Source organism: Aquimonas sp., from assembly GCF_044377145.1.
Classification (GTDB): domain Bacteria; phylum Pseudomonadota; class Gammaproteobacteria; order Xanthomonadales; family Xanthomonadaceae; genus Aquimonas.
Genome location: NZ_JBILJQ010000045.1, coordinates 17426 through 43207 on the forward strand (window position 1 = coordinate 17426; position 25782 = coordinate 43207).

At 64.4% G+C, this 25782-nt stretch carries 25 protein-coding genes; 3 read left to right on the forward strand and 22 right to left on the reverse strand.

Annotation, left to right across the window (positions count from 1 at the left end):
* Window positions 1–39: 39 nt before the first annotated feature.
* From ACIQ7H_RS13885 to ACIQ7H_RS13935, 11 genes are all read right to left on the reverse strand, one after another.
* Window positions 40–720, reverse strand: coding sequence for a uracil-DNA glycosylase (locus ACIQ7H_RS13885; protein WP_395792465.1), 681 nt, complete (start codon window positions 718–720; stop codon window positions 40–42).
* Complete coding sequence (locus ACIQ7H_RS13890; RefSeq protein ID WP_395792467.1) at window positions 699–2996, reverse strand: DEAD/DEAH box helicase; 2298 nt, start codon at window positions 2994–2996, stop codon at window positions 699–701. Before ACIQ7H_RS13890 ends, ACIQ7H_RS13885 begins: the two co-directional genes overlap by 22 nt.
* A gap of 6 nt (window positions 2997–3002) precedes the next feature.
* On the reverse strand, window positions 3003–4397 hold the full coding sequence (locus ACIQ7H_RS13895; RefSeq protein ID WP_395792470.1) for an ATP-binding protein: 1395 nt from the start codon (window positions 4395–4397) through the stop codon (window positions 3003–3005).
* A 2-nt stretch (window positions 4398–4399) separates the two neighbouring features.
* On the reverse strand, window positions 4400–6964 hold the full coding sequence (locus ACIQ7H_RS13900; protein ID WP_395792472.1) for a TerB N-terminal domain-containing protein: 2565 nt from the start codon (window positions 6962–6964) through the stop codon (window positions 4400–4402).
* A 31-nt stretch (window positions 6965–6995) separates the two neighbouring features.
* Window positions 6996–7817, reverse strand: coding sequence for a PRTRC system ThiF family protein (locus ACIQ7H_RS13905; RefSeq protein ID WP_395792474.1), 822 nt, complete (start codon window positions 7815–7817; stop codon window positions 6996–6998).
* On the reverse strand, window positions 7817–8437 hold the full coding sequence (locus ACIQ7H_RS13910; protein WP_395792476.1) for a PRTRC system protein A: 621 nt from the start codon (window positions 8435–8437) through the stop codon (window positions 7817–7819). The genes ACIQ7H_RS13905 and ACIQ7H_RS13910 overlap by 1 nt, the downstream gene beginning before the upstream one ends.
* Window positions 8437–9270 (reverse strand): PRTRC system protein B, encoded by an 834-nt coding sequence (locus ACIQ7H_RS13915; RefSeq protein ID WP_395792478.1) that lies wholly within the window; start codon window positions 9268–9270, stop codon window positions 8437–8439. Before ACIQ7H_RS13915 ends, ACIQ7H_RS13910 begins: the two co-directional genes overlap by 1 nt.
* 87 nt (window positions 9271–9357) lie before the next feature.
* The gene (locus ACIQ7H_RS13920; protein ID WP_395792480.1) at window positions 9358–9795 is read right to left on the reverse strand and encodes a hypothetical protein; all 438 of its coding nucleotides are present in this window, start codon (window positions 9793–9795) and stop codon (window positions 9358–9360) included.
* A gap of 152 nt (window positions 9796–9947) precedes the next feature.
* Entirely contained in the window at window positions 9948–11084 is a 1137-nt protein-coding gene (locus tag ACIQ7H_RS13925; protein WP_395792482.1) for an AAA family ATPase, read from the reverse strand.
* Between the two features lie 101 nt (window positions 11085–11185).
* Entirely contained in the window at window positions 11186–11482 is a 297-nt protein-coding gene (locus ACIQ7H_RS13930; protein WP_395792484.1) for a hypothetical protein, read from the reverse strand.
* 4 nt (window positions 11483–11486) lie between these two features.
* Window positions 11487–14591 (reverse strand): helicase-related protein, encoded by a 3105-nt coding sequence (locus tag ACIQ7H_RS13935; protein ID WP_395792486.1) that lies wholly within the window; start codon window positions 14589–14591, stop codon window positions 11487–11489.
* 514 nt (window positions 14592–15105) lie between these two features.
* Between ACIQ7H_RS13935 and ACIQ7H_RS13940 the strand changes: the two genes are divergently transcribed.
* On the forward strand, window positions 15106–16044 hold the full coding sequence (locus tag ACIQ7H_RS13940) for a replication protein RepA (protein WP_395792488.1): 939 nt from the start codon (window positions 15106–15108) through the stop codon (window positions 16042–16044).
* Between the two features lies 1 nt (window position 16045).
* Here the strand turns inward: ACIQ7H_RS13940 and ACIQ7H_RS13945 are convergent, their stop codons facing one another.
* The 4 genes from ACIQ7H_RS13945 to ACIQ7H_RS13960 form a co-directional block, all read right to left on the reverse strand.
* The gene (locus tag ACIQ7H_RS13945) at window positions 16046–16858 is read right to left on the reverse strand and encodes a hypothetical protein (protein ID WP_395792490.1); all 813 of its coding nucleotides are present in this window, start codon (window positions 16856–16858) and stop codon (window positions 16046–16048) included.
* A 63-nt stretch (window positions 16859–16921) separates the two neighbouring features.
* Window positions 16922–18238, reverse strand: coding sequence for a hypothetical protein (locus ACIQ7H_RS13950; RefSeq protein WP_395792492.1), 1317 nt, complete (start codon window positions 18236–18238; stop codon window positions 16922–16924).
* The gene (locus ACIQ7H_RS13955) at window positions 18235–18435 is read right to left on the reverse strand and encodes a hypothetical protein (protein WP_395792494.1); all 201 of its coding nucleotides are present in this window, start codon (window positions 18433–18435) and stop codon (window positions 18235–18237) included. Before ACIQ7H_RS13955 ends, ACIQ7H_RS13950 begins: the two co-directional genes overlap by 4 nt.
* A gap of 137 nt (window positions 18436–18572) precedes the next feature.
* Entirely contained in the window at window positions 18573–19034 is a 462-nt protein-coding gene (locus ACIQ7H_RS13960) for a hypothetical protein (protein WP_395792496.1), read from the reverse strand.
* 145 nt (window positions 19035–19179) lie between these two features.
* Here ACIQ7H_RS13960 and ACIQ7H_RS13965 point away from each other — a divergent pair, with 145 nt between their 5' ends.
* The gene (locus tag ACIQ7H_RS13965) at window positions 19180–19512 is read left to right on the forward strand and encodes a hypothetical protein (protein ID WP_395792498.1); all 333 of its coding nucleotides are present in this window, start codon (window positions 19180–19182) and stop codon (window positions 19510–19512) included.
* A gap of 225 nt (window positions 19513–19737) precedes the next feature.
* A complete protein-coding gene (locus tag ACIQ7H_RS13970; RefSeq protein WP_395792499.1) occupies window positions 19738–19953 on the forward strand; it encodes a hypothetical protein in 216 nt (71 codons plus the stop codon).
* Window positions 19954–20240: 287 nt separating this feature from the next.
* On the opposite strand, the gene ACIQ7H_RS13975 is transcribed toward ACIQ7H_RS13970, so the two are convergent.
* The 7 genes from ACIQ7H_RS13975 to ACIQ7H_RS14005 all read right to left on the reverse strand — a co-directional run.
* On the reverse strand, window positions 20241–21323 hold the full coding sequence (locus tag ACIQ7H_RS13975; RefSeq protein WP_395792501.1) for a WGR domain-containing protein: 1083 nt from the start codon (window positions 21321–21323) through the stop codon (window positions 20241–20243).
* Window positions 21324–21450: 127 nt separating this feature from the next.
* On the reverse strand, window positions 21451–21939 hold the full coding sequence (locus ACIQ7H_RS13980; protein ID WP_395792503.1) for a hypothetical protein: 489 nt from the start codon (window positions 21937–21939) through the stop codon (window positions 21451–21453).
* On the reverse strand, window positions 21936–22166 hold the full coding sequence (locus ACIQ7H_RS13985) for a PRTRC system protein C (protein WP_395792505.1): 231 nt from the start codon (window positions 22164–22166) through the stop codon (window positions 21936–21938). Before ACIQ7H_RS13985 ends, ACIQ7H_RS13980 begins: the two co-directional genes overlap by 4 nt.
* A 5-nt stretch (window positions 22167–22171) precedes the next feature.
* Window positions 22172–22702 (reverse strand): hypothetical protein, encoded by a 531-nt coding sequence (locus ACIQ7H_RS13990; RefSeq protein WP_395792507.1) that lies wholly within the window; start codon window positions 22700–22702, stop codon window positions 22172–22174.
* A 21-nt stretch (window positions 22703–22723) separates the two neighbouring features.
* On the reverse strand, window positions 22724–24565 hold the full coding sequence (locus ACIQ7H_RS13995) for a PRTRC system ParB family protein (protein WP_395792509.1): 1842 nt from the start codon (window positions 24563–24565) through the stop codon (window positions 22724–22726).
* Between the two features lie 227 nt (window positions 24566–24792).
* Window positions 24793–25251 (reverse strand): hypothetical protein, encoded by a 459-nt coding sequence (locus ACIQ7H_RS14000; protein WP_395792511.1) that lies wholly within the window; start codon window positions 25249–25251, stop codon window positions 24793–24795.
* A 23-nt stretch (window positions 25252–25274) separates the two neighbouring features.
* Window positions 25275–25782: RNA-guided endonuclease InsQ/TnpB family protein (locus ACIQ7H_RS14005; protein WP_395792513.1), on the reverse strand; the 508-nt coding region annotated here is incomplete at its 5' end.

Sequence of the window (25782 nt, forward strand, 5' to 3'; positions counted from 1 at the left end):
TCGGTCCGTCCGGTACGCAAGGAGAGTAGTCCGCAAGGTTCATCCTTGGCCCACGTGGTTTGTCGTAGCCATCAGTCCTCCAGTGAACAGCGCCGCGCCACCGTTTGCTGGGTGCCTGATCGCAGCGACCACTGCGATTCTGCTGCCGGCAAGGAGTTCTGCGGCCTTGCGTCCGACGGCGACCACGCGCGCGCGGGGGTACGCCTCGACAAGACGATGCAGAGCCTTTGCGCCGTACGCGAGCTCATGGGGGGCTGGCGTTCGATTTGTCCATGGCTGATCGGGCAGGTGGGGGTGCAGTTGGAGCGCGTTCCAAAGCACGGTCGTCCCTTCAATCCCTGCACGTTTCATCGCGCGATAGACGATCGTCGCGCTCGGCTCTGAAAAGGGCCGATTTCGCCGTGACAGCCTCGCCCCTGGATTGGCTTGCCGTGGCACCTCGCCGTCGAGCAGGAGACGCTCGCTTGTGAAGGCTACGCCACTGTATCGACACCCTTGGTAACCAGGTGCTTCGCCTACGAGAATCCATCGGGCCTCGCAGTTCAAGTGCGCTGCAAGGCGCTCAAATCTCGCCTCCGGGCCGTTCTCCGGCGTATCAAATGTGCAACGGTCAAGCCATGGGTTAAACAGACCTGGGCGGCCAGCTGGAAGCGCTTCAACAAGCCTCTTTGCGAGGTCGATAGACATGATTGGCTTTCCTACTGCTCGGAGCGAAGACATTGCGAAAGTGCTGTTCGCAGCTCTTCGAGGTCAACGTGGCGGCGTGCGTAGCTGCGCTGCAGAAGCGAGGCCGTCAGGAACTCATCGAACTTGTGTTCTGGAAAAGGCACGAAAACTTCGGCGATTTCCTCGGCTGTGCCAGGCAGCTCTTCCCGCACCTGCATCAATCCGGCGATCACCTCTTGGCACGTCGCCCCGTGCGTGATGATTGCAGGCCCGGCCTGCTCCACCTCTAGGCCGCGATCAGCGAGTAGCGCGGCAAGCGCCGCTCCTGTGGCGGAGCCGGCCCAGTGGAAGACGGCCACGCTGTCACCCTGATGGAGGATTGGTCGATGCCGCAGTTCCACAAGGTCATAGGCGCGCCGAGCGGACGCCAGCTCATCGCGTCCTGTCGGGTCGAGGAACGCAGGTACGCTGATGGACTCGAGCAACAGGCGCATGCGTCGCTGGACCCACGCACCGACCGCACCTGCCCCTCCCCCGAAACCCGGCGGCCGCCCACGAGGACCGGGCTCGACGGTCAGCAACTTTTCGGAAGGGTTTATGGTCAGCACGCGCCAGCGCCGTCCGGCGAGCACGATGAGTTGCCCCTCGGAAATCGGGATCTCGATTGGCAGCGAGCCCAGCACCTTTCCGCCCTGGGCCATGACGCGATACTCCTCCGGGGTGAGGAAGCTGGCGTAGAAGCTGTAGTGGGAAGTCAGCGCCTCGCCAGCGCGCGCGAGCAGAAGAGAGCCATCGCTGATCTGCTCGATCAACTCGCTTGCCCCCATGGCACGCAGAACCTCGGAGAACAGTGCGATCGTGATCGACCCGAAGGGCCCGGTGGCCGCGCACAGTTCACTGTAGAGGCCTTGGGCACGCTCCCCACGGTTGCCTTGCGCTATCCGGGAGAGGATCTGCTGCACGAGCGTGGAGAGATGCCAATCTCGATCGTTCGGGGTCTCGAACTGCCCCTCCAGCAGGCCTTCCACGGTCGCGATGCTCTGCAGGAGGGGAAGACGTAGCGACGCCAGGACTTCGTAGCGGCCGGCATAGCGCGTGAGGTCGACGTACTGGCGCAGCGTCTGGACCTGTCCAGCGCGGCGACCCGACCGCCCCACGCGTTGCTTGAGCGATGAAACCGTCGGTGCCGGGCCTACCTGAGCAACCGTGTCGACATCGCCGATATCAATGCCAAGTTCCAGCGTCGATGTGCATACGACGGTTGTCGGCAATTGGCCCTCACGAAGGCGCGTCTCGACTTCTGCACGGTGCTCGCGCGACAGGCTTCCGTGATGCGCGAACGCTTCAACTGGGAGCCCCATCGTTTCCGAACGAGACACGAGCTCGTCGGTCAAAAGCTCCACTCGAGCTCGTGCGTTCGCGAACACGAGGTTGGTCTGGCCACGCGTCTTTGCGAAGAGGTGGTCGGCGATGCGCGACAACCCATCGCGAAGCGCTCCCTCTTCGGCGGCAGCCTGCGCGCGCGCGAGTGCCTCTGCCTCCGCAGCAGTTGCAGGCGGTGGGCTGGGCGAGAACGGCTCACGGTCGTCGTCCGTCTCTGTGCGCGTCGCGTCGGGCTCGGCCGCGGCATCATCTTCATGCACCACGGTCAGCATGCCGATACGAACATCGGCCCCTGCGGATTCACCTCGAATGATCTGTGCAGGCTGCACGGCACCCGGGTCCAGGTAGCGCGCGGCAAGACTCAGGTCGCCCAAGGTCGCGGAGAGCCCGACGCGCACCGGGCGGCAGCCGGCAAGGCATTCGAGACGGCGCAAGAGCGAGAGCATCTGCGCTCCCCGGGTGGTGCCCATGAAAGCGTGAAGCTCGTCGACCACCACGTACTCAAGCCGTGCGAACACCTGCGCCACGTTGCCGGCTCGACGCATCAGCATCGCCTCCAGACTCTCTGGGGTGATCAGAAGAACCTGTGCAGGGTTCTTCCAGTGCTGGCTGCGCCCCTTGGAGACGTCGCCGTGCCAGGGCTGAACGCGGAGATCCACGCTCTCGAATAGGTGCTCAAGCCGACGCGCTTGGTCGTTGATGAGAGCCTTCAGCGGGGAGATGGCAAGCGCAAGCACTCCCTCACCGTCGCGGCGTGCAAGCCGGCTCGCGATCGGGAGAAAGGCTGCTTCGGTCTTGCCCCCAGCGGTTGGCGCGGCGATGACCACTGACCCTTTGCGCGCAAGGATAGGCTCGATCGCTTCCTCCTGGATCGGCCGCAAGCGTCGCCAGCCTTGCTGCCAGATCCACTGTTGAACCGCGCGATCGAGTGAATCGAAGCCCGCCATCTGACGCTACAGCTTGAAGCTGGCGAGATCATCCGCGGCGGGCGGAGGCTGTTCAGCAGCACCGGGCGGTCTCACCCCAGCCGGCGCAGAGGGCGTGGGAAGCGAGCTCTGCAGGTCCGAGGATTCGAGATCGTCCGATGGCGAGGCTTTCTCCTGTGCTGCGCCATCATCCGCGAGGTCAACGCCTTCCAACAGTGCGCTCATCGGAATGTCCGGGCGCGCTTCGGCCACGGCGAGCAGGTCCAAGAACGCGCGGACGCTCGCTCGCGGGCTCTGGAAGTAGGCTGCGCCGATGCGATCATTGCAAAAGGCGAGGAAGCTTCTGATGTGGTCGTTGGTGACCTGGGATACGCCGGCGCCGGAGAGATCTCGCAGCTTGATCAGCAGTACCAGGAGGTCTTCAGGCTCCAGGTTGGCCAACCGGATGACAGGGCCGCCGAAGTCGGCAACCCCGTGCTTGGCGGCGAAGGTGTTCTCAGCCAGTCGAGACTGCAGCGCTTGGTACGAGTACAGCCCGCGCCTCGGGTCGCTGATCGTCTCGGGTGTTGCCCCCAGCAGCACGCCGAGATGTTCTGCCGATCCTTGGAGTGCGTCGTTTAGGATGCGGAGGATCTGTTCGTAGTTCGACGCCCGGCTCTGCGAGTTCGGGAGCTTGTAGAGGTTGACGAGCTCATCGAGACCGATGAGCGCCCCCCCATACCCCGCGAGTCGTGTGAAACGGGCGAAGAGCTTCAGTGCGTCGTAGATGTTGTCATCGTCGATGAAGGCGCGAACACCCAGCGCCTTGCGCGCGTCGGTGACTGTGGAGAACTCGCCGCGGAGCCAGCGAACTGCATCGTTCTTGAGCTGATCATTGCCTTGATCGTGGCCGTGGTAGTAGCGCTCAATCACGGTGGCAAAGTCAAAGCCCATGACCAGCTCGGAGAGGCGCTGTAGACGTTCGTCGATGACCTCACGCATCGGTCGCCCGTGCGCCTGGTGCTCCTGTAGAGCAGTGTTGACGAACCGCTCTACGACGCTGGCCATCGCGCCGCCGTCGGGTTTGGTACGCGTCGAAACATTGCGCGCCAACTCGGTGTAGAGGGATCGGGCGGAGCCACCTGAGCCAAACAACCGCCTATCCGGGTTGAGATCTGCGGTCATGGTCACCAGGCCCTTTTCCAGAGCAATGGTCCGCACCAGCTGTAGGAAGAAGGTCTTGCCGGAGCCATAGCTGCCGACGATGAATCGAATGGCCGCCCCACCCTCTGCAACCCGCTCGATGTCCCGAAGCAAGGCGCGCACCTCCGGCTCCCGGCCAACCTGAATGTGCTGGATGCCACGGCGCGGCACCACGCCCGCCCTCAGAGCCTGCAACACGCTGTCCCTGTCGCGCGGACTGATGCGTTTTTCGACTGACATTCTCAGTGCTCCTGGAGGCCCAGCTCGTCGCGGGCAAACTCGTTGAGTTCGAGGGGGTCATCGCCTTCAAGCAGCGCTTCGCCTGCCCTTTCGAACGCCCACTCATTGATCGCCTCGAGTGTTCCTTCCGGCAGGACGCCGTGCTGCTCACACAGCAGATCCCAAGTTGCGCGGTCCCATTGATTCCGCTGGGTCGCAAGAAGAGCCTGAAGCGCTCCCGCAGCTACCGAGGCCAAGCCCTCCAGCGTAGGTAGCGACGAAGGTTCTGGCAACGTTACGGACGACATGTCCGGTGAAGCAGCGGGGGCACTTTCCTCCTCCGCGAAGATCTCATGAAGCATGGCCTGAACGCGCACGGTCTCCTCGAGCTTCCGCGCGAGACTCTCCTCGCTGATGCGGATGCCCGACAGTTGGCCCGGCGTGGCGGGTAGCATTCTGCTTCGATCAGGCGATGCGCCCGACAGGACCGCATGCAAATCAGCGTGGAGACTGTCCGCTGGAATCTGCAGCGACTTGTAGAGTTTTTCCAGGGCACGCACTTCCGCGGGATCGACGCGGCCGTCAGCGGCGGCGATCTCCAGCAGCGCCCTGGCCAGGGCGTGTCGCTCGGCCTCGGGCAGCGCACGTATTCGACTGTCCAATTTGGCAAGCTTGGGTGCGTGGGTGTCGACGAAGGCTATGTGCGCCTCTAGCCGCGCGGCTTCGTCCGGCGTGAGGTCGAAGCGCGTGCGCACCAGGTTGAACAAGGTGTCGCGCTCTGCGATAGACCCTCCTTCGGAGGCTTCGGCCAAGTGCCTGCCGGTCTGTGCGAGCAGCAGGGCAAAACCGTAGCGAGGCGTAGGGCCGCTGGAACCCATGCTTTGAAGTTTGAACAGAACAACGTGTGATCCCGGCGTCGGTCCTTCGTAGCGAGGATCGGGCTCCATGCCCACACGGACCAGGCCCAGGATGTGACCGAGCCGAGCCGCAGCTCGCTTGTCGGGACCATTGGGAAGCGTTAAGCCCAATGCCTTGTAGACCTCCTCGGTAGGCACATGGGCAATGGTGCGCCCCTCGAAACTGATCTCCAGTTTTGACAAGGCTTCACCGAGCTGCTCGGGCAGCTCCGCTTCAACGAGCGAGGGAGGATAGGCCGCCAGGACCATTTCCCGTGTGGCGGTGGAACTGCGTCGCGCTTTGCGGAGCGGCTCCAGTTCGGCCATGACCTCATGCAACAGGTCAAGCAGTGGCTTCACCGGGCGAGTCAGCTTGCTGACGTCAGGGACCAGTGCATCGACACGGCAGCTCTGACCACCGTCGTAAGCGAACTGATGCTCAAGCTTGAGGGCACGTGCAGATACCGGCTGCTTCAGAACAATGCCCTCAGCATGACGCTCTCGATATCGCCTGACGAAGAGGGTTCTCAGCTCGTCTTCGACCACCTTCCAGGGGGCGTACGACACGGGTGGGTGGCTGGCGTAGGCCCACTGATAGGCCCACTCTGCGGCCAAGTGCGTCTCCATGGTGGCGCGCCCTAAACCCAGCAGGACCGGCCCTGTTTCCAGGTGGCGGCCAGGCGGCCAAGGCGGTGCGATGTAGGCAGGGCGCCCCAGCAGACGGACACGAGCCACCGAGATGAGAGTCGGCAGATAGCGGCCGTAGGAAAGCGCCTGGTAGGCATGCTCATCGCCACCGGCCCCATAGGTCTCGAACAGCTCTTCAAGTTCAAACAGCAGCCACGCGCGCTCCGACTGCGAGATCGCATCCGGGGGATCAACCAACGCGCGCCGTTCAAGATTGTAGATGTAGAGCCAGACGTAGCCGGGATTGAGGTGGCCCTCGCGTCGCGTCCCGTTCAAGAACCCGAGGAAGGCCTCTCGCTGCTGAGGGCTGAGCTGTGTGTAGCGCGGATAGTAGTAGATGCCTTGGCCTGCCCAATCCGGCGATCTCTTGCTGATCGGCAGACGGACATCCACCGCAGCATCAAAACCGACATTCTGGTGGCAGACGTAGAAACCGCCGCGACCGATGGAAAATCGATCAGTCTGCACCGGCGTGTCGAAGGGCATCCATTTCAGTCCAGCGTCCCTATTCGCCTCGGTGAGATGAGCGCGACTGTCGAACTCACTTCCTTCGCCGTCGAACCCATCATCTCCCGAAGGAGTGGGTTCACCCTCGCGACTTCGGTCAAGGGCTCGGGTCACAATCTCGTTCAGGTCAATGGTGAGGGTCACCTTGCGACCGCCGCTCGGGGTCATTGTGGTGACCAGCTCTGGCTGGCTCGAATCTGTCGCAGATGTCCGCGATGCTTCGGTCGGCTTGTTCTTTGGAGCTACCCCGCCAACCGAGTCGGAGAAACGCTTCTGGTCAGCCATCAGCTGGGCGAGCGTGTTGTCCGATCCTCCTGAGTGCGTCTGCCCGCGCTTTGCCTTGGGTGCGCCTGCGTTTTTCTTCTGGATGAAATAGATGCCCAGACCGATGGCACCCAGCACGAGCACAGCAATCCAGACCTCCTTTGGTATCCAGACGAGGATGGCCAGGACGACAATGAGCGCACCGATTCCGAAGTTCCCGCCGCCCTTGGCCATTCTCGTCGCCCTATCCCCAGATGGGTTCTGATCAATCCGAATCGGCGACTTCTTCGCCGGTCGCTGCGTCACCATACTCGATGCACGATGGCCTCTGCAGACCCATGAATGCCCAAGCGTCGGGGTCGATCTGCAATGGCTTTACGAGCACGGGCTTCAATGAGTAGAACGCCCCGTGTGTCTCGATTCGGCCCTCCCGAAAGAGGGTCCAGAGCAACTCAGCTCCCAGCAGTGCCGCCACACGGTTGACCGGCCACGCCTGACGCTGGATCGCTTCTTCCGCGCTGCAGCTCGGCATTTCGGCGTCTGCCGCATGCATGGTCGCAAGCTCTGGATAGAGATCCACCACGTTGGGAAGCCGCAGCGACTTCGTCCCCGGAACTCCAAGATGACCGAGAACTACGTTTCCGCGATCCGGACCGTTGCCAAAGTCCAGCCAGAGCGCGGCGGTGTCCCGGCCAGCATATGCTGCGCCGAGTCGAGCGCGAAAAAGCGCTTTGTCGACACAGGTGACGATGAGGTCAACCCGAGGTGCGCATTCAGGGTCCATGTGACGCGCCACGGCGGTCCAGTTCAGGCCGTAGAAAAGGTTAATCCGGTGAACGAGTAGGCTCGCCTTGTTCAACCCAACATCAGCTGCTGTGAAGCGCTGGCGTCCGATGTTACTTGACGAAACGGTGTCACCGTCATGGACGCTCACCTCGAAGCCAGGGTGCCCGAGTCGGGTCAATGTTGCTTCCAAGCTTGCGAGCTGATCGAGAAACTGCGATCCCGTGCCGCCGGCGCCGACGACGGCGATTCTCACCTGCTGATCGGCCCATCTTTCGGGGAGGAAGAACTGCAAGGCGGCCATCAGGCGATCACTCCATGGTCTTGAAGCCACTGCATAGCGAGCGGTTGCAGATAGGGCGCCAGCACGGCCCGCGCCACCAGTTCTGGGTCGTCCCGATCACACCGGCCCACCACGCAAGCGAAGTAGGGGCCTGGCCGGGAGCGATCACTGGCGTCGTCCATCGCGCTGAAGAACGCAGGACCCGTTGCGTGCGTGTGAAGGTCGAGCACCAGTCGGTCATCGTCAATCTGATCCGCATAGCGCACATGCGCGGCACTCGCCTGATGCACCTTGGGCCAGTGCAGCCGATAGACACCCTCGCTATCGAGCACCACTGCCGCAGCGATCTCGCAGTCCGACTGGGCCTGAGCGCGCTCGACAAACTCGCGCAAGAGCGCGCGCGGGACGGGGCCTGCGCTAAGGCGCACTTCGTTCGACAGCGATCCGTACGGGAGCAGCCCCTCGCCTACCTTGAGGCGGACGCTCATGGCGTGACTGCAGGCTTCGACGTAAATGCCGTCCATGGCCGCGAGAAAGCGTTTCTGACCGGGCAGCAGCGCAGGCAGGCTGCCGAATCGCGGCGCGGGTAGCAGGGGTACGCCTGCGAACAGGGTCGCGTCGATCAGATTTCCGTCCCGCATCACAGCTCCCTCCTGCCGCCGCCCTTGAGATCCCGCGCGCGCACCCTTGGCAGCCACTGGCCAAGTGAAACCCCTAGCGGGTTGAATTGTTCGGCCGGCAGAATCCCCATCCCGTCGCGCTTCATCCAGAAGGCTGCATCGGCGTTGATGAAGGCGCACCCCTTGCGCCGCTTGCCGCCACCCTCGGCAGCAAGGAAGGTCCCCTCATGGTTCGTGTGCGTGAAAGCAGTGTCAGTTATCACCGCTTCCCAGCCTGCGAGGTGACGAGGCTCAGGCCCTTCCGGCAAGCGCGCAGACCCCGTGCAGACTGAGGTGTCGGCATAGATGTTGCCGAGCGGAGCGTGATAGAGCGCTGTGTCGGCTGAAGGGCGCTCTGCCCCGAGCACCGCAGCGACGTAGAGGGTGCGCTCACGGACCATCATGACCAGTGCTGGCCAGTGCGCCTGAACCGTGCACAGGCCTTCAGTGAGCGTGCGTAGGTGCATCGGCCTGACAGCGGCCGGCAGCCACCACATCAGGGTTGAGGGATCGCGGTGCAGAACCCGATCGGGGAGTATGTCGATCACTTCCTCATCGGCCCGGCTGCCCAGCAAGGCCAGGATTGACTGCTCGTCCTCGTAGCTGAGCGGGCGTCCTGGGCCGATCTCCGGCACGCCATCCGTACCCGTGGTGACAGGGTGCACGGTCGTGAGGGCGAGGGTGCGATCTCGCTGATGGAAGAACACTGCATGCGTCGTGCGCAGTGTGTCGCGCATCGCGCGGAGCACGCCCTCCGTGTCGTAGAGATCTACGAGGAGAGGTTCGCTATCCCTTGCCGGATCGGGCGTTGCCATTGTGCTGTGCTCATCTGTAGGAGACACAGCTATTCCGCCATAGAACCGTCGCGCAGCAACTTGCGCCAACCTCAGCCCAAAGGCGGATCAGGCCGGCCGGGCCGTCGCCGTCCGTGGTTCCTTTGAAGCTCGTCCCAAAGCCCTTTTCAATTCTCTCGCTTTGCGTTCGGCTCTGTCGCTCTTCAACAGAGCGTCGACGTGGGCGTTGAGTGTCTCCGTTGCGCGTGCTTCAGTTTCTCTTCTTCGCTCTTCAGCAGATATTGCCTTACGCGCGGCTTCGACAAGATCGGCCATGCCGCAGCGGGTCGCTGCGAGGAGAACAAGGTCAGCTGCGCCCAGATAGATCAGTTCTACGCCTTCGGTCAGCTCGGTCGGCCATGGCTCAAGGGTGATCTCTGGATGCGTCGTTGGCCACTCCGGTGAAGGTGTGATCCCATCGAGCCGTTCAGCGTCCTTGTTGCAGGCGTCCTCGACCTCCTGAAGAAGACGCAGCAACTCGTTTACCAGTCTCTGTTCGGGGGGCACGCGCTGATCCTGATTTGATAGGGCGAACGTTCACGTCTCAACCGAAGCGTGAGTCCATGCAAGCTATTGGTCGGTGTGTGCATAGCTATTCTGCGTATGCACGTATTTGGCTCAAGCCGGCGGGGGCATCGGGGTCCATGGCCCCTTCGTCGTCACGTTCCAGCGTCCATCCGCTTTCGGTACCAGCGCAGCATGTCGGTGTTCTCCAGCGCGTAGTCGCCGCGGTCTGACTTCCACAGCACAGGTGGTTCAATGTTGCGGAGAGCCTGAACAGCATCACGGGCGGAGCCCGCCCCCACTGAACGTCCGACGGCCTGCCCATAGAATGTCAACGCATTCTGCGTGAAAAGGCGAGCGCCTGGGCCGTGCTCAAGCACCCAGCGCAGCACAGCGGCCTCCAGGGGTGACAACGCTTCGAGAACTTCCTCGTGCTCCTCATCGAGTTTGCGTTCGTACTTGTCTGCCTCGAAGTTCAGACGCGCGTGAAAGTCCGCATCTGGGCCAGCCAAGGGGTTCGCCGCCTGCCCAATAGCCTCTTCGAAGGGCTCCGGCCTTCGCACGAAGCGCTCGAAGGCCGCATCCATCGCTTCGTTGCTGATCTTCAGCCTCGGGTGGGCCTGAACCAGTCGGCCGGCGACGTGCGCGGAGTACTCGCGGCCAAGCGCCGGCAGGTCGTGGATCTGAGCGCCGAAGAATGGTGCGCGCGGTGTGTTGACCAAGCGCAGGAGCTTGTCGCGATCCGACCCCGACATGATGAGCAAGAGCTTGCGCTTGCCGTCGACGTTGAGTGTGTCGCGGGCGGACTTCAAGGCGAACATCACGTCCATCGACTTGCCCTCTGCCGCCACATGCTGGGCTTCGTCAACGATGAGCGCGATCGGCTTCCCAAGCGACGCCTGTAGCTCCTTCAACGCGTCAGCCAGCGAGGCGCCTGCCTTCCTGCCAACGTCCTGCAGGTCGAAGCTGACGCCGTGGATGGTGACCGCCTTGATCGCCGCTGCCATCTTGGCTACCGCGCCCTGGGCTTCTGCGAGATCGCGTGCGATGGCGTTGGCGATCAGCTCGGAGGGCGAGACCTCCTTGTTGGCCCACAGGTCGACGTAGATGACGTGGACACCTTCTGACTGAAGGGCGGGCGTGAGGTCCTGGAGCAGGAAGGTTGTCTTGCCGATGCGTCGCTGGCCCGCCAAGAAGACCCCAGCACCCGCGCGCCCCAAGGCGTTTCGGCCCAGCGCGAGGTTCACGACTTCGGCAGCCAACTGCGGCCGATGGAAGACGGCGTTGTTCATTTACGGCTCCCTCTCTGCTGTTCCCGTAATTTACGGATAGATCAATCTATCCCGCGCCAAGCAGAGGCGCAAGCACGGTCGGTATTGGCGTAATAAATGGTTTACGAAGCCTTTTCGGGCACTTCGTAATTTACGGAGGCTCTGTCAGATGGGTGCTTTTCACCACCATCACCAGGTCGCCGGTCGCTCTCGCGCACCAGGACTGTGACGACACATCCTTCAAGCCGAAAATCCTCCGCGTCGTCATCCGACGCATGGATCAGCCGGTCGAGGGTGATGCGGCGGCCACCCTCTCGGGTCGCCTCATCTCCAAGGATCCGGGCGACGCGCGCGCGACTGCCGCGGCGGCTGCGCACGGTGACGTACCCGTCGCCTACGGTCAGGATCAGGGACTGCATTCGATTAGGCTGCATTGCGTTCCCTCAGTTGTTGGCGCTTCAGTCCTGTCTCGGCTTCGACGGCTTCCACGAAGCGATCGATGATCGTCTGCAGGTGCTCGAACTCCGCTTCATCATCAGCGTCCAGATGGTCGATGCCACTGGCAGCAGCCGCGGCCTTCATCGCGGTCATCTGCCGCTGGTAGGGGTCGATTGAGCCGCGCAACTCCAGGTCCTCGATGACGACTCGCTCACGCTGCTGCGGGCGCATCACGCGCGCGGCGGCCTGCTCCTCGGTCTTGTGGGTCCAGGCACGTGAGGCGCGAATCACCACGGAGCCTTCGGGCAGGTTGAGTCCGGTTTGCGCGGCGCCGTAGGTCGCGAGCAGGTAGGGGCAGCTGCCACGACGGAAGCGGGCATTGATCTCCTCCGTGCGGGTCTCGATGTCCCGCTCACCGGTCACCATGACCGGCCGCTCGCCAGTCTTCGCCGAGATCACGCCGGCTATTGCGTTGAGGCACGTCGGCGACTGGGCGAACACGATCACCTTCCGGCCACGCTCCGCCCACGCGATGGCACGCTCGCCGGCCAGCCGCTGCTTGCTGGTTGCTCCGGCAAGCCGGCCCCACTGGCCAATGTCCATCTGCGGCGCATTCGTGGCACGTTCGACGGCGCCGATGTGTGCCAAGAGGCTCACCATGTTGACCCGTCGCGCATCGGCGCCGTCGGCAGTACGCCGGTCGCGCCACCATTGCGCGAACTCGTCTGCGACCCCGAGGAACTGAGCCCGATGGGCTGGATCGAAGTCGCACTCGATCAGGCGATGCTCCACTTCAGGCATGGCGATGTGACGCCGCACGTCCGGCTCGCCGCGAGTGCGGCGCTTCACGAGGGGCGCAGCCCAGGCGCGGTAGAGATCGGGGTTGGCCAGCTTCGGCACCTCGCGCTTGCCGCCGCGGGTCAATCCGTCCTCGAACTCGTGGGTCACCCACTCCAGCACGACGTGGCGATCGCGGAAGACATCGACACCGCGCTCAAGGCGACCGAGTCCGGAGAGCACAGCGGGCTCCATGAATGCGCGGGCCAGGCCGTAGGGCTGAAGTGCCGTGCCATCACCCCCCGCCCAGCGGAGCAGGTAGAGCAGATCGCGTGGGTAGCTCGGGACCGGCGTTCCGGTGAGCCCGTAGCGCCGACGTGGGCACAGTGCCCACAACGCCCGGGTCTGGGCGGTGTCGGGTGAACGGAGTAGATGCGCCTCATCGGCCACCAGGGTCGAGATGCGACGGCGTAGTGCCTGTGCGTAGGTCTTTCGGTGGCCTGCGTGCAGGGGTCGCCGCAGTCGCGTGTAGGCGATCAGGTTGATGCGGCGCAGGGCTTCCGTATCCGCTGGCGACTCGATCACCTGCCAACTGTCTTCCGGCAGGCCTGTCGCCTTGAGCTCATCCATGAACTCAGGCACCAGATGCGCTTCCACTGCGATCAGGTTGTGCCGGCCACCCATCAGGCAAAGTGCGATAGCCAGCCGCGTCTTGCCAAGCCCCATCTCCCATGCAGCGACACCGCCGCGCCCCATGCGCAGCTCGACGAGGTCGGAGGCCTGGTAGCCCCAGGAAACGACGGGTGAAACGCCTTGGCGCGCCATCTCGGCTCGTATGTGTCGCGCCAGCGCCGGGAACGCTTCCTCGCGTCCGGCGTGAACGACGCGATAGCCCGGGCCGTCGCTGGCCTTGTCCTGCACGTTGAAGGCCGCGGCAAGAGCCGCGTCCTCCAGCACCAGTCGCTCGCCACTGGCGTTCACATGCACCCACTGGCTGCCCTGACGTTCGAACTCGACGACCTCGGACGGCCGCAGCACCGCGCTACCCCAGCGATCCGGATCGATCTGCATCCGCCGCCGTGGCTTTGCCTGCACCCGCCCGACCTCAGCGAAGGCGCTCGCCACCTCCAGTCGGAAGGGTGTCTTCTCGCGACGCACGCGGCGAGCACGGCGCTTCAGATGCTCAAGGAGGCCCGGCGCGTACTTGGGCGCTCCACCCGCCTCTCGGATCTGGTTGGCCACCGCACGCAGCGCGCCCACAGGGTCCGGCTGGACCAGGTAGGCCTCAAGGTCGTACACCCCTTGGCCCGCATAGATCCAACCGGCGGGACGGCGCAGGCCTTCGATAGGCTGCAAGCGATGTCGCATCAGTGCGTTCAGGACCTTGGCCTCGACTAGACCGCACTGGAACTGCAAGCAGAGCTTGCGTCCGCTGTGGACGATCCGCACAGAGGCGTCACCGGTGACGGGACGTGTGATGGCGGGCTCCGAGTGGTCCACGCCGTCGACCACAAAGCGAGTCCGTGTGCACGTCGCTGGCGCGCCGAGATTGAGTGCCAGCCTGGGGATGGGCTGGCCGCGTCGCAGAACGATGCTCTGGAGGTCGCTGCGGTGCTTCACGCTGCCGTACACGGCGATGCTCGTGGCGACCTCAGTACCCTCGCCCTCGAACGCACCTGTCGGCAGGTGCAGCAGTGCGGCCAAGCGCTCGGCGCCGTCTTCGCCTGGCAGCGTTTCAGCAAAGGTGCGGGGGAGGATCGCAGCCACTACGCGTGCCGCAGCCAGGCCCTGCTGCAAGGCGTAGCGGTGCGACAGCGCCTGTGTGCCCGGGCCGTAGGGGCCATAGGCACAGGCCGCGTTGTAGGCCATCACCGGGCTGCTCAGCGTCAACGAGAACGGCGGGTTGATCAGGGCGACATCGAATCCGGCAGCCTGGACGACTTCCATGCCGGCCTGCCGCAGCTCGAAGTCGAAGCCCGCGGCCTTGAGCGCCGCTCCCAGCGCCTCCAGCGGCTCGGGATCGACATCGCAGCCGGTGATGGCGTGCGCCTCAGGATTCGCCCACTGCAGCAGGCGACCGGTGCCGATGCTGGTGTCCAGCAGCTGCGCGCGGCGGCCTGTCGCTGCCACTGCGTCGAGATAGGGCCGCACGGCGGCCCAGGCGATCGCTGCGACCTCAGGGGGCGTGTAGAAGGCGCCGAGGTTCTCGCGGCGCGCTGCAGCGAGTCCAGCGAGTGAGCCGGGGCGAACACGGGTGCCGCGGCCGTGAAGGGATGCGAGGGTGTACCAGGAGGCGGAAATGGGCGTGGTCATGCCCAAGAGCTTCGCCCAGCCGCCGAAGTTGTCGAGATGCGCGAGCACAACTACAGGAGCCTATAGGTAGAACTACAGGTATCTATATGGGAGGTGGCTGAAAGCCTTGTGCTGCTTCGCTTTCAGAGAGGTGAGCGTCAGCGTTTATGCGCATTTGCGTCACCGCTTATGCGTAGCGCCGTCACCGTTGATGCGTGGATAACTCCTGCACCGATCCCGCGAACGCCAGCACCGGCGCGGGCTGCAGCTCCATGGGGTGGGCCGTCACCGTTGATGCGTGGATAACTCGACTTGTCCACAGGCTCCGGTGGATAACTGTCACCGTTTATGCGCGACCGCTGAGGCGCGTGGCCGTCACCGTTTATGCGCAGCGACTTCTTCATCCGTCACCGTTTATGCGCGGGCGGAGGTTGGCGTCACCGTTTATGCGTGGCCAGGCGAGCTGCCCGAAATCTCCCGTTTCCCGCCACCCTTCTGAAAGTGGGGCAGATGGGCGGCACCTAGAGTGAGTCGCATGTTCCCCGACTCCCTCGCCATTGCCTTGAACACCCTTGCTGACCCGCCTTCCTTGCCCACACGCCCGAAGCGCGATCGCGCATCTGTCGTCATTGCCCGCCGTAGCACCGAGCTTGCGAACATCTGGACGACGAGCGCGCGCGAGTCGGGAAGCCTCGCGTACATGGCGCGCGTCCTGGCTCAGGCGACCTTGCCCCACAGTGAGCCCAACGGCCTCACGTACAGCCGCACCAACGGCAACCTCACCCTCGTGGTCACGACCACATCGGATGCCGGCGGTCTGCCCTACGGCTCCCTGCCCCGCCTGCTGCTCGCTTGGATCACCTCGGAGGTCGTGCGCACAGGTTCGCGCGAGATCAGCTTGGGCCGGAATGTCAGCGAGTTCATGCGCGACAAACTCGGCATGGCCATGACCGGCGGCAAGAACGGGACCATCACTCGACTGCGCGAACAGCTGCACCGGCTCACGCACGCGACCTTCAAAGTCATCTACCGCGATGCCGAAGTGCACGCCGTCTCGAAGGGCTGGGACCCGATCGAGGAAAGCGCGACGTGGTGGCAGCCGCATGCCAACACCAGGCAGCAGGAACTGTTCGAATCCAGGCTGCTGCTCGGCCAGAAGTTCTTCGACGAGATCCAGAAGAGCGCCGTGCCGCTCGACTGGCGAGTGCTGAAGCACCTGCAGAAGTCCCCGCTTCGCATCGACATCGCAATCTGGCTGCCCTATCGCCTGCACTGCCTGCAGGCCGACGTCGTCATCCCGTGGCAGGCGTTGGCCATGCAGTTCGGGGCGGAGTACAAGGAACCGCGCCAGTTCAAGGCCGCGTTCCTGCGTGCCCTTGGCGATGTACTGCGGCTCTACGAACGTGCTCGGGTCGACGTCTGCGATACGGGCCTGCGTCTGCGGCCCTCCCCCGCTCTCCTGGCTGCGGCCTGAGTCAGGCCGCTTCCGCGGCGTGTGGCGGGTGCGAAGCCAGGAACAGGTTGACCGCGCGCGACAGATCCCGCGCCAACTGAAGCTCGAAGTAGTGTTTCCGACACACCACCTGCACCGCGCCTATGTCCAGGCGTTGGTGTGGGAGGTAGGGCCGCTCATGCCGCCAGTCGCGAACGCGTCCAACCGGGACACTCTGGCCGGCGTCCTCGGCGATCGCTGCAATCAGATCGAGACCGGCGAACAGCTGGTTGGCACTGTAATCGCTGTACTGCATCTGCTTCAGCCAGTACCCATCCTGGCTGGCATGGAGCTTCATCTTGATGCCATCCCGGTGGGGTTCAGGCGCCGGGTATCTGCGGCCGAAGAAAGCCTCTCGGAATCGCTTGGCGAGCGCAAAGCGAGCGACGTCGTGTGCCGCTTCCTCGGAGGGGAAGCGTGCGAGCATTGCGTGCCACAGGGATTCGAGATCGATGGTGGTGGGTGCCTCCTCGGAGCGGTTCACCATCCGCAGTGCGAGGGCGCGGCGCTCCTGCCGATCCAGTGGTTCCGGCATTAGATCGACAAAGGTATCCGCCGGCAGCGGAAGGCCACGCGGCCCGAGGACACGACGCATATGCTCTGCAATCGCCTTCGCCGCGTTGCGCTCGGCATCGAGGAAGGCGCCAACGAGTTCGTCCTCGATTCGCAGCCAGATAGACAGCCCGGGCGTCAGCGCCTGAGCCTGATGGGTGAGGACCATTGCTTCCTGGTAACGCGCGGTCGCTGACTTGCAGGCTTCGACAATGCTGGTGACTTCTTGCGGCATGGCGCTCATGGTCCGGGGGCTCCTGGTTGAGGCCTCCGAGTTCATCACCATTTTGGTCGGCGTCCAGCTGCGTCACGTCGGCGATTGGTCGCCAAGGAAAATGCTCCACGCCGCTCCGGCAACTGCCGCATCGGCGATGAGGGCGTCCAGCACCTGACCCAGTGACAGCTGCGACCCCGGTTCGCGGCCAAAGCTCAGCAGCGCGCATCCGACCTGGGACTGTTCTTCGCACATGAAGTCGAACGCCCTATCGCCGAAGCCCGTGGCCCGATGCACAGGTGTGATGCTGAAGAGGCCCTCATCGTCGTCGTTGGAGACATTGAGTCTGTCCGGGCACGCATGCTTGCGCGCCCAGCGCGCGACCGCCAGTAACCGCTCAACCGTGACTCCCGTCGGCGTACCGGACTGCGAAGCTTGCCACGCCCGGAAACCTTTGCTCCGTGGTGTCCACGGTCCATCGACCTTTTCGGCGCGGGCCTGGCGCATGAAGGCTCGCATGCGTTCGTGCAGGGCCTCGTCATACGCGTCCTCGCCCATTTCCTCAGCGGCCACAGCGAGCTGATCGGGCTCTACGAGCGGCTCGTCACCCTCCCACTCGCACTTGAGCGCGAGGTCGATCAGCGTTTCGAGGGCGAAGGCTAAGTAGCCGGTGTCCGCCGCTGTGTGCCAGGGCTCGAGTGTGCCCGTCGTCAGGCTTCGTACGACCGCGTTCCACGCCGCACGAAGCGCGCGCGAGTCTTCGCGACCGTCTGCCTCGGAGCCCACCCAGAGGCACGCTTCCGAGTTCAGCCCGATGATCGCGTCCTGTTGCGACAGATCGGAGGCCTGGTCGTCAATGCATCCGTTGCGCTGCTGGAAGAGACTGTAGAGAGCGGCAGGGTAGACAACGTGCGTGGCGCATATCTCGGTGCCATGCGGCAGCAGCGCACGGAGGCCGCGCGTCACGCGCTCGACCCGGCGCGTCCAGGCGGCATTGAGGCATACGGCAAGCTCCCGCGGCCGCAGGCCCGGCACCGTTGCTAGCGCCTCGCGGGTAAGGTCGCCGTCGGTGCTGAGTGTCTCGATGAGACGGGCAAGCCCTGCGCATACGTCGGGCGTTGGCGCCGTGTCCAGCCCTCGCAGGTCAATGGTGTCTGGCTTGATACGCGGGCGGGGCGGTGTCGCTGCATGCGCCTGGAACAACGCAGCCACTCCCGCGTCGCCGGCGGCGACTGCACGAGTTACGGTTGCGGAATCGATCCTGCCTGAAGCCACCGCCTTGCGCAGCGCGCGCGCCGCGCGGACGCGCTCGCGATGGACAGGGGCAAGCAGGGCCACATGACAGCCATCCGGCACGAAGCCTGCGCCGCGCAACGCCGTGCGCGGAAGAGTGAGCAGACTTGTGCTCATGCCATCGGGATCAGCAGGGGGTCGCTCAGCGGTCGTGCGGGGCGCTCCAGCACCGCCGCGCATAGTTGAGCAACGCCCTGCCAGCCATGATCCCGCGCGGGCAGCGGAGTGCGCGGAGCGCTCCATGCTTCGAGCGCGTCGAGGGCGGCCTGCAGGTTCGGGTCCGTGGCCGTGTTTGGCTTCGTGCGGCGAGGCATGGTTCGATCTCCAGCGGAGTTGCCACCACTTCAGCAGGCTTACGGCTGCGCGCAACTTGGTGCAGGGTTCAGGTCACCGGCCGAAGCCTCATGCGTCGGCTATCGACGATCGCAGGACATTCGTCGCGGAACACATGTCACCCATAGCCACCCTCCCACCGTTCGCGCGCTCTTGCGAGCTTTACGGACCATTCGTCGCTTGCGGCGACCACTCGCACGTCATCGCCCCGGGCACCCAGTGCGTCGTCTTCCCAATCGAGTAGATCGCGAAGCGCCTCGTCAAGGTCATCGTAAAACTCGAAGCCGGCGGGCCCCTTGTCCGCATCAATCTCGTAGATGCAATAGCTACCACCAGAGTCAATAAGCAATGCCCCAAACCTGCTTCCGTTGTGCTCCAGGTAGAGCGCAGTTGCGGATTTCTCGTCCCCGAGAATGTCAAGGCCTCTTGCGTGCGTCTCGGATTCTCCGCGCCCAGTGATATTGCCTTTTCCCCTCTTGTCGCTCTTGGCAACCACCGCCCTCGCCGTCTTTCTATCCTTCTTCCTCTGTCCCGCGGCACGTTTAATCGCGATTTGTTCCGGCGTCAAATTCGACTTCATTTCAAATCTTCTCGTTTGGTTGCCGATCCGTCCTGGTGGACGGCGGCGAGGAGGTGGGCGGATCTACGGCCCACTGGTCGGCGACCGCGAGGGGTGGGCGAAGCGGCCTAGGGGCGCGGCTTTCGTGTGCGGTTTGTCGAGCACGATGCAGTTCGTGCAGTTGGCACCTCTGGATGGAAACCGGCTGCTGTCGACCTGCACGGAGTATGAGGCCGTGAAACTGGGGGTTCGTGTCGGATTGGCGTCGGTCTATTCGGACCTCGTGCTGTTTGATCAGCCCGGGAGTTCGGATGCGCTGTTGGCCGCGGATCGATCGTTCGTCGACCTGGCCGCGGCGCTCTCGCCCGGCGGTCGCTGGCGCGGGCCGGGTGTCGACGAGGCAGCCGCTCCGCCGCGCAGAACTGCGCTGATCTATGAGGGGCTGGGCCGGACGCCAATCCCCCTCGCATGTTGGCCGCGATTCCGCCCGACAGGTTGATCGCAGCGCTCAAGCGCTGCGTCCACTTCACGAGCAAGTCCGTCAACACCGTCGTGGGGCCGGTAGACGTGCGGCTGGGGGTGTAGTTGGGCTACGCCGTGGTGTAACACTGCTGCCGCGGTTCGTATGCGCGCGTGGGATAGCAGCTGATCGGGGCGGGGCTTCGACCGATCTATCCGCTCCGACGACGGCAGCGGCAACCACGCACACCGAAGGAGCTTGACCATGACGCCCCCGAACACTTCCGCCCTTATCACGCTGCCATCGACCCTCGCAGCCCGGCGCGCTCTTGTTGTCAGCGATGCTACGTTCGCGATCACTTTCGATGATGGTTCCGAGTCGCCCGTCTGGGTCACCCGCGGCGACATTCGCGGCACGGTGACCACCGTGAAACGCATGCGATCCGGCAATGGAGACGCGGCCAACATCGAGGCCTGGTGACCGTTTTGCGTTGACCCTCGACCTCGCGGCCCACCGAATCATTTTGACCGTGACGCCTGCCGGCGATCGCCAACTCGCTTTTCGACATTCCTCGAACCACAATCGGCTTTCCAGGGATAGTCGTTGCCTCTAGGCCATGGCCGTCCCGGTCACGCGCGGCGCGATGACATGGCGGGCTTCCTCTGAAAGTGGGTGGACCCATTTCAGCAGGCGAGCGAGCGAGCGCAACTTGGAACGCCGCGGCCGGAAACCGCCTGCACGGGGCAGCGGCTCCGGCTGGCAAGGGCTCAGGCCGCCTCGGACTCGCGCTTGAACTTCAGCTGGGCCACGCTGCAATCCTCCGGCACCAGATCGAGACGCGGCCCCAGATAGACCGGCTGGAACAGGCTGCCGCCGGAGAAGGCGTAGAGATAGGCGACCTCGGCCAGTTCGCCGATCTCCGGCACAACGCGATTCGCGGGGATGGACACGTTGCCAACGTAGGTCCAAGCCCCGGTGCTCGGGTCATGGAGTTCCAGCTGCACTGAGCGCTTGCCGACGTTGACTGCACGGACGCGGCACGTCGCCGATTCCACAAACTTGTACTTGCGCTGAGCACCGCCAGAGTTCGGCCGATCCGGTGTGTATGGCGCATCCATGCGCTTGAATACCACGCCTTCCCGGCGGTCTGCGCGCAACTCGTCCAGAACCCGGCGCTTCTGCTCGTAGGTGCTGTAGGTGAGGGGCCGCGGCCATCCCGGAATATTGAGGATCAGTGCTTCGAGTGCGTCGAGGCGCTCAGCGTAGGGTCGATCACGCAGGTCGACGCCATGGCAGACCAGCAGATCGAAAGGCAGGTATGACTCTCCCACCTGCTCGCCATCGATCACGGTGACTCCGCGCGCGTGGATCTTCGTGCGAACGGCTTGCTCGATGCTGGCGGGCAGCGCGACCGTCAGCCCTTTGCGATTTGTGCCGACGACGACATCGCCCTCAATGACAACAAGCCTGCGCTCGCCGTCGTACTTCTCCTGCAGTCCCCACGTGGGGTCACTGAGCAGCGACTCCAGTTCAGGAGCGTTTTCGACAGGATTCAGCAGCTGCGGCCGGTAGCCGCTCGCGCGGCCCGCGTGCTCGGTGCCGGTGTAGGCCGCGCCGCCTTCCATCGGCGTGTAGCCCTTGCCCTGCTTCTCGGCGACGAGCTTGTCGTAGATGCGCTTGGCTTGCGCATAGGGCACGGGAGTCACGGTCTTGGAGCCGCTCGTCAGCGCTGAGCCCCGGCGACCGTACTGGAACTCGACCCTCCACTGGTCGCCGTCCTGTAGCAGTTGGGCCTGGTACTGCTTGTCACTCGCGCCCTCGCGAAAGAAGAGCGTGATCGATTCCTGCATAGTTCTGTCCTCGTCCAGTTGTTGAGAACCCGCGCTTGCCGTCGAAAGTTCTCAGCGCTCGTTGCGACCGCCGGGAGCCGCCACCAGTCTGCGGGTGCGCGCAGATCGCGACGCTTGGTACTGCCGGCTAACGATCCGCCTCGATCCAGCGCGCGACGGCCGCTGCCAGCGCTTTCTCTGACTCGCCAGAGGTGTTGATGGTGGGGTTTCGCAGGTGTTCCTCCACAGTCCATCCCGTGGGTCGGAAAGATTCCCACCACGCCTTGGCATGCTGCGCGATTCCGTTCTCGGGTTGAACCTGCCAGCTGGGTGCTTCGGCTGCCGGGTGGATTGCGTCCTGCGTGTCGCTCATCCCGTGACTGTGCTGCGCGGGTGCGCCCTCTGCCCGCCACAGCCGAGCTGGCGTGCAGACCTCCAGAAGGTCAGCGGCCACGCAGTTGTCGCACCACCATTCGACGGCTTTGGCTCGCGGTGCCAAAGCTTCCGCGTCCAACGCGACACCCAGCAGTGCCTCTTGCTCGGCCTGACTGGCTCCATCCCTCTCGGCGAGCGCACGCACGCGTTCGGCGAAGTACTCCAACCGTCCAAAGAACCGGTCCAGCGATCCGCCGCTCATGGCGTGCCCCAGCTGCCCTTGGTATGCACCTCGGGCTTGCGCGCCGTGTAGACAAGGCAGTCGCCATCAACCTGCGGATCGCTCAATGTAGCGGCGGCAAGAAACGGGTAGTTGGGCAGGTACAGATGCAGTGCCTGCATCGGCGGCAGATGAGGTGCAGGATCGTCGAGCACCGTCGCGCCGAGTTTGAATTTGCGGGTCAGGGTAGTCACTGAATGCGGATTCATCGCGATCATCCGAACAGGTTGAGGGAGGATGCGGCTGCAGGGACAGCTGCGGCGGGAGTCGGCGCGTTGGGACGCGTCTCCAGCTGTGTTTCGTCGCGCTCATCGTCGCCCACATTGTCGTCCGTCGCGCCGCCGCCTTCTACGGTCGCTGGCGTGTTGGTCGCCTTGGGACTCTTGGCCTTGGCCTTGGTTTCGGCTTGTGTCTTCGTAGCGGCATCCTTCGCCGCCTGCTGCGCCTGTGCCAGCGCGTCCAGCTGAGCCTGCAGGTCCGTGAGCACCCCCGTGCGCGCACCGGCGTAGACGGTCAGAGCTTCAACGAACGCTCGATCCGGGTCCTGGGCAGGGAGGACCACGCGCAACGGCTTGGCGAGCGCAGCCTGCAGAGTGGAAACGGCAGGATCTGAAGCGTCAGGGTCGAAGGTGCTGAGCGTGCTTACGATCAGGACGGCGAGTTCACCCGTGGGTTCGCGGGAGAGGGTCAGGGACACGCTTTTGCTGCCGCCAAGCAGCGGCACGAGGGACGCGAGAAAGTTCATCCGAATGCTCCTTGGGAACGCTTAGGCGCTCTTGCGCCAGTCGCGGGCCTGCGTACGCAGGGTCGAGGGGACGAAACCGGCGAAGTCGAAACCGGCTGCCAGCACCTGCTCAATGAGGGCATCCTTCTTCTGGCCGAGCAAATTGCGCAGGCGCTTCTCACCCTCTTCCTGGCCCTTCAGCCACGCGGTGAAACCCGACTCGTCCAGCAGGGCTTCGAGGCCAGCTCGGGTGTAGGTCTTGAGGTACTCCGCATCGATCCGAACGTGTGGCATGAGGTTCACCTGTCCCTGTTCGACCAGCAGCGCAGCCAGCGCGCGCCGGTCGAGTTGTCCGCCGGGTGCGCTGCGCGTGGGCTCGTTGTCGAACAGGAGGGCAGCGGCATCCACGATGGCTCGCTTTTGCTCGGCGGCGTCGAGCGCCATCAGGGCCGGAAGCTGGGCGGTGTCCTTGCCGTGCCCGCGCTTGAGAAACTTCAGTCCCAGCAGCTTGCTGATCTCGCCAACTGAGCCACCGCTCTCGGCGGCGATCAGCCGAGTGAGTGCATACAGCGCGAGCCCAAGAACGACCTGCCCGTTCTGCTTGATCTCACTGACCGCAGCGCGGCGCAGCACGGCGGCATGCTGCTCCATAACGGCACCCGGCATGGCCCGGACTGCTGCCGCGCCCTCTGCCCCCTTGCGCGAAGCGACCGGCTTCCGCGGTGTCGAGGCTGAGGCATCGGCAGCATCCGAACCTTCAAGATCAGCTTCGTGGGTGCCTCCAGAACTACCGCTGGCAGGCGCGGTCCGTAAGGCTGCGTAGGCTGTGCGTTTCTCAGCGTTGCAGGTGGTATTGAAACAGCGTGGCTGCTCCACGCGACCTGTGGTGGCGCCGGGGCGGTCATCAATCAGCGCGCCCCGGAACGCGCAGCCCCGGCACGCCGCGTACTGCATGCTGCCGACACCCTGCTCCCCTGTCTCGACCAGCGCTACCGTGGCGTGGGTCGGCGTCTCGCTGACCAGTGCAACCACTGGGAAGTCCTCGATCAGCGCCACCTTCATGGCTTCTATCGCTTTGGCGGTGTTCTCCCCAAAGCACGCGCGGTTGGTGCATTTGGCGTCGTCGATGTGCTCGTCGAACAGCGACCGCTGCACTTCGCTGTTGTACGGGCAGCCGGTGCAGCCGGCCTCTGTGCGGTCAAAGCAGGCTGTCGCAAGAGGCGTCGCGTAACTGTTCAGCTCGCTGCGCAGCGCAACGACTGTGGCGTTCTTGGTGATCACGTTCGCCAAGACCTTGGCCTGATCGATTTCGGGCAGCGTGGCGAGAAGCTCGGCGTGCCCGAGCAGGATGGTCCCCTGCATCACGGCGTCCATCACTGCAGGGATCGCACAGTTCAAGCGGACGCGGTGACGAAGCTTCTGGACACCCCAGCCGAGCGCCCTTGCAGCGGCCTCGTAGTCGCCCTCGAACGCGGCGATGTGTTCGGCGGCGGCGATGGCCTCTTCGGGCACCGTGAGGTCGGCGCGGTCGGTGTTTTCGAGGAGGGCCGCTCGCCGGGCCTCCTGGTCACTCAGGTGCCTCACGAGTACTGCCGCCTCGGTGATGCCGAGCGACCGAAGAGCCCGCAGACGGCGCTCGCCGGCGACCAGCAGGTAGCCCTCGCCGTCGGCGGCGGGTCGGACCAGCAGGGGCATCAGGAGGCCGTTTGCGGCGATGGACTCCACCAGCCGCGCGAACTCGGCATCGGCGAAATGCTTGCGTGGGTTGTGTCCCGCCTCGACCATGATTTCCGCGATGGGAATGATGCGGGCATCGGGGCGGTTGGTTGAATCAGATTGGCCGTTCAGCAGGATCTCTGCGCCGGTATTTACGCTTTCGCTCATGACTGACTTCCAGTGTGTTCGCGTGATGCCATTCCGCCATGCTTTGGACGGTCGGCAACTTGCGTCATCGGCTGGCTGGGATCGCTTCTCGCGTTGCCAAACGCAACGGCGTCGTCGCATTAGGACGCATGGGGCGCGCGTCGCATTGCGTCCGGTGCTTCGCGGCGGACGTAGCCTTCGCCTGACTTCTGTTCAGTGCATCGTGCGCTCGTGGGACGAGCGCGGGTTCAGGTCAGCACCAACCCGGCGTCGACGATGCAGCGTGTGGCGAGCGCTTCCCTGGCGTTGTGCTCTTCCGTCGTTCGGGGGCCTTCGATCTCGATGCCTCCCATACGATCGAGCTCAGCGAGGTAGCTCAGGTAGCATGGATCTGGCGCGCCCCACATGCGAATGCGGTTCAAACCTGGATCTGCGGCCATCAGGCGTTGCAGCTCGTTGGCATCGAATTCGCCCGCCCCGCATCGCGCCTGGAGCCTGGACATCTGCAGGTATCGGGGGCGCCAGGCCAAGTCATGCTGCGGCAGGGTGTAGAGCTCGCCCTGAGGGCCGGGCCAGACCGGGTGGCTCGTCAGCATTTGGGCCATCGTTTGGCCAAACGTCTCTGCAGGCGGCTTCAGCGCTGTCAGACCGCGCGCGCCGAGGTCGAACCATGCGTGGTCGTGGTTGCTGCCGACGACCAACTCCATCGCATGGTTGGAAGCTCGGAGTCTCAGCCCTCCCGAGCCTTCGCGCGCGGTTCATCCCGCGCGCCGGCTCGGGGACGCCGCGGTGCGGCGCGATAGCGTTGTTCGCAGTTCATCGAGTTCGGCTGTCCGACCGGCGATGACTTGCCGGCCGCGCTCGCGGACTCTCCCTGCGCGTCAGTTCCCCCGCTCCTCGGGGTACTCGGCACGAGCAGCCGTAGGCCCTCACGCTCAATGTTGATCGCCGCGTTGAAGTCGCGATCGTGTTCCGACCCGCAGGCCGGACAGGTCCAGCGACTGTCCTGCAGCCGAAGACCGGCGTGGACGTGTCCACATCCGCTGCAGGTCTTGCTGCTCGGAAACCAGCGATCGACCTTGACCACGACCCGGCCCTGCCACGCCGCCTTGTAGTTCAGCTGGCGGCCCAGCTCTCCGAGGCCCGCGTCGGCGACGCCGCGGCGGAAACCGCGGTGCAGGCTGCGACCCATGGCCGCAACTGCCAAGTCTTCGAGGATCAGGATCTCGGCCCGCTGC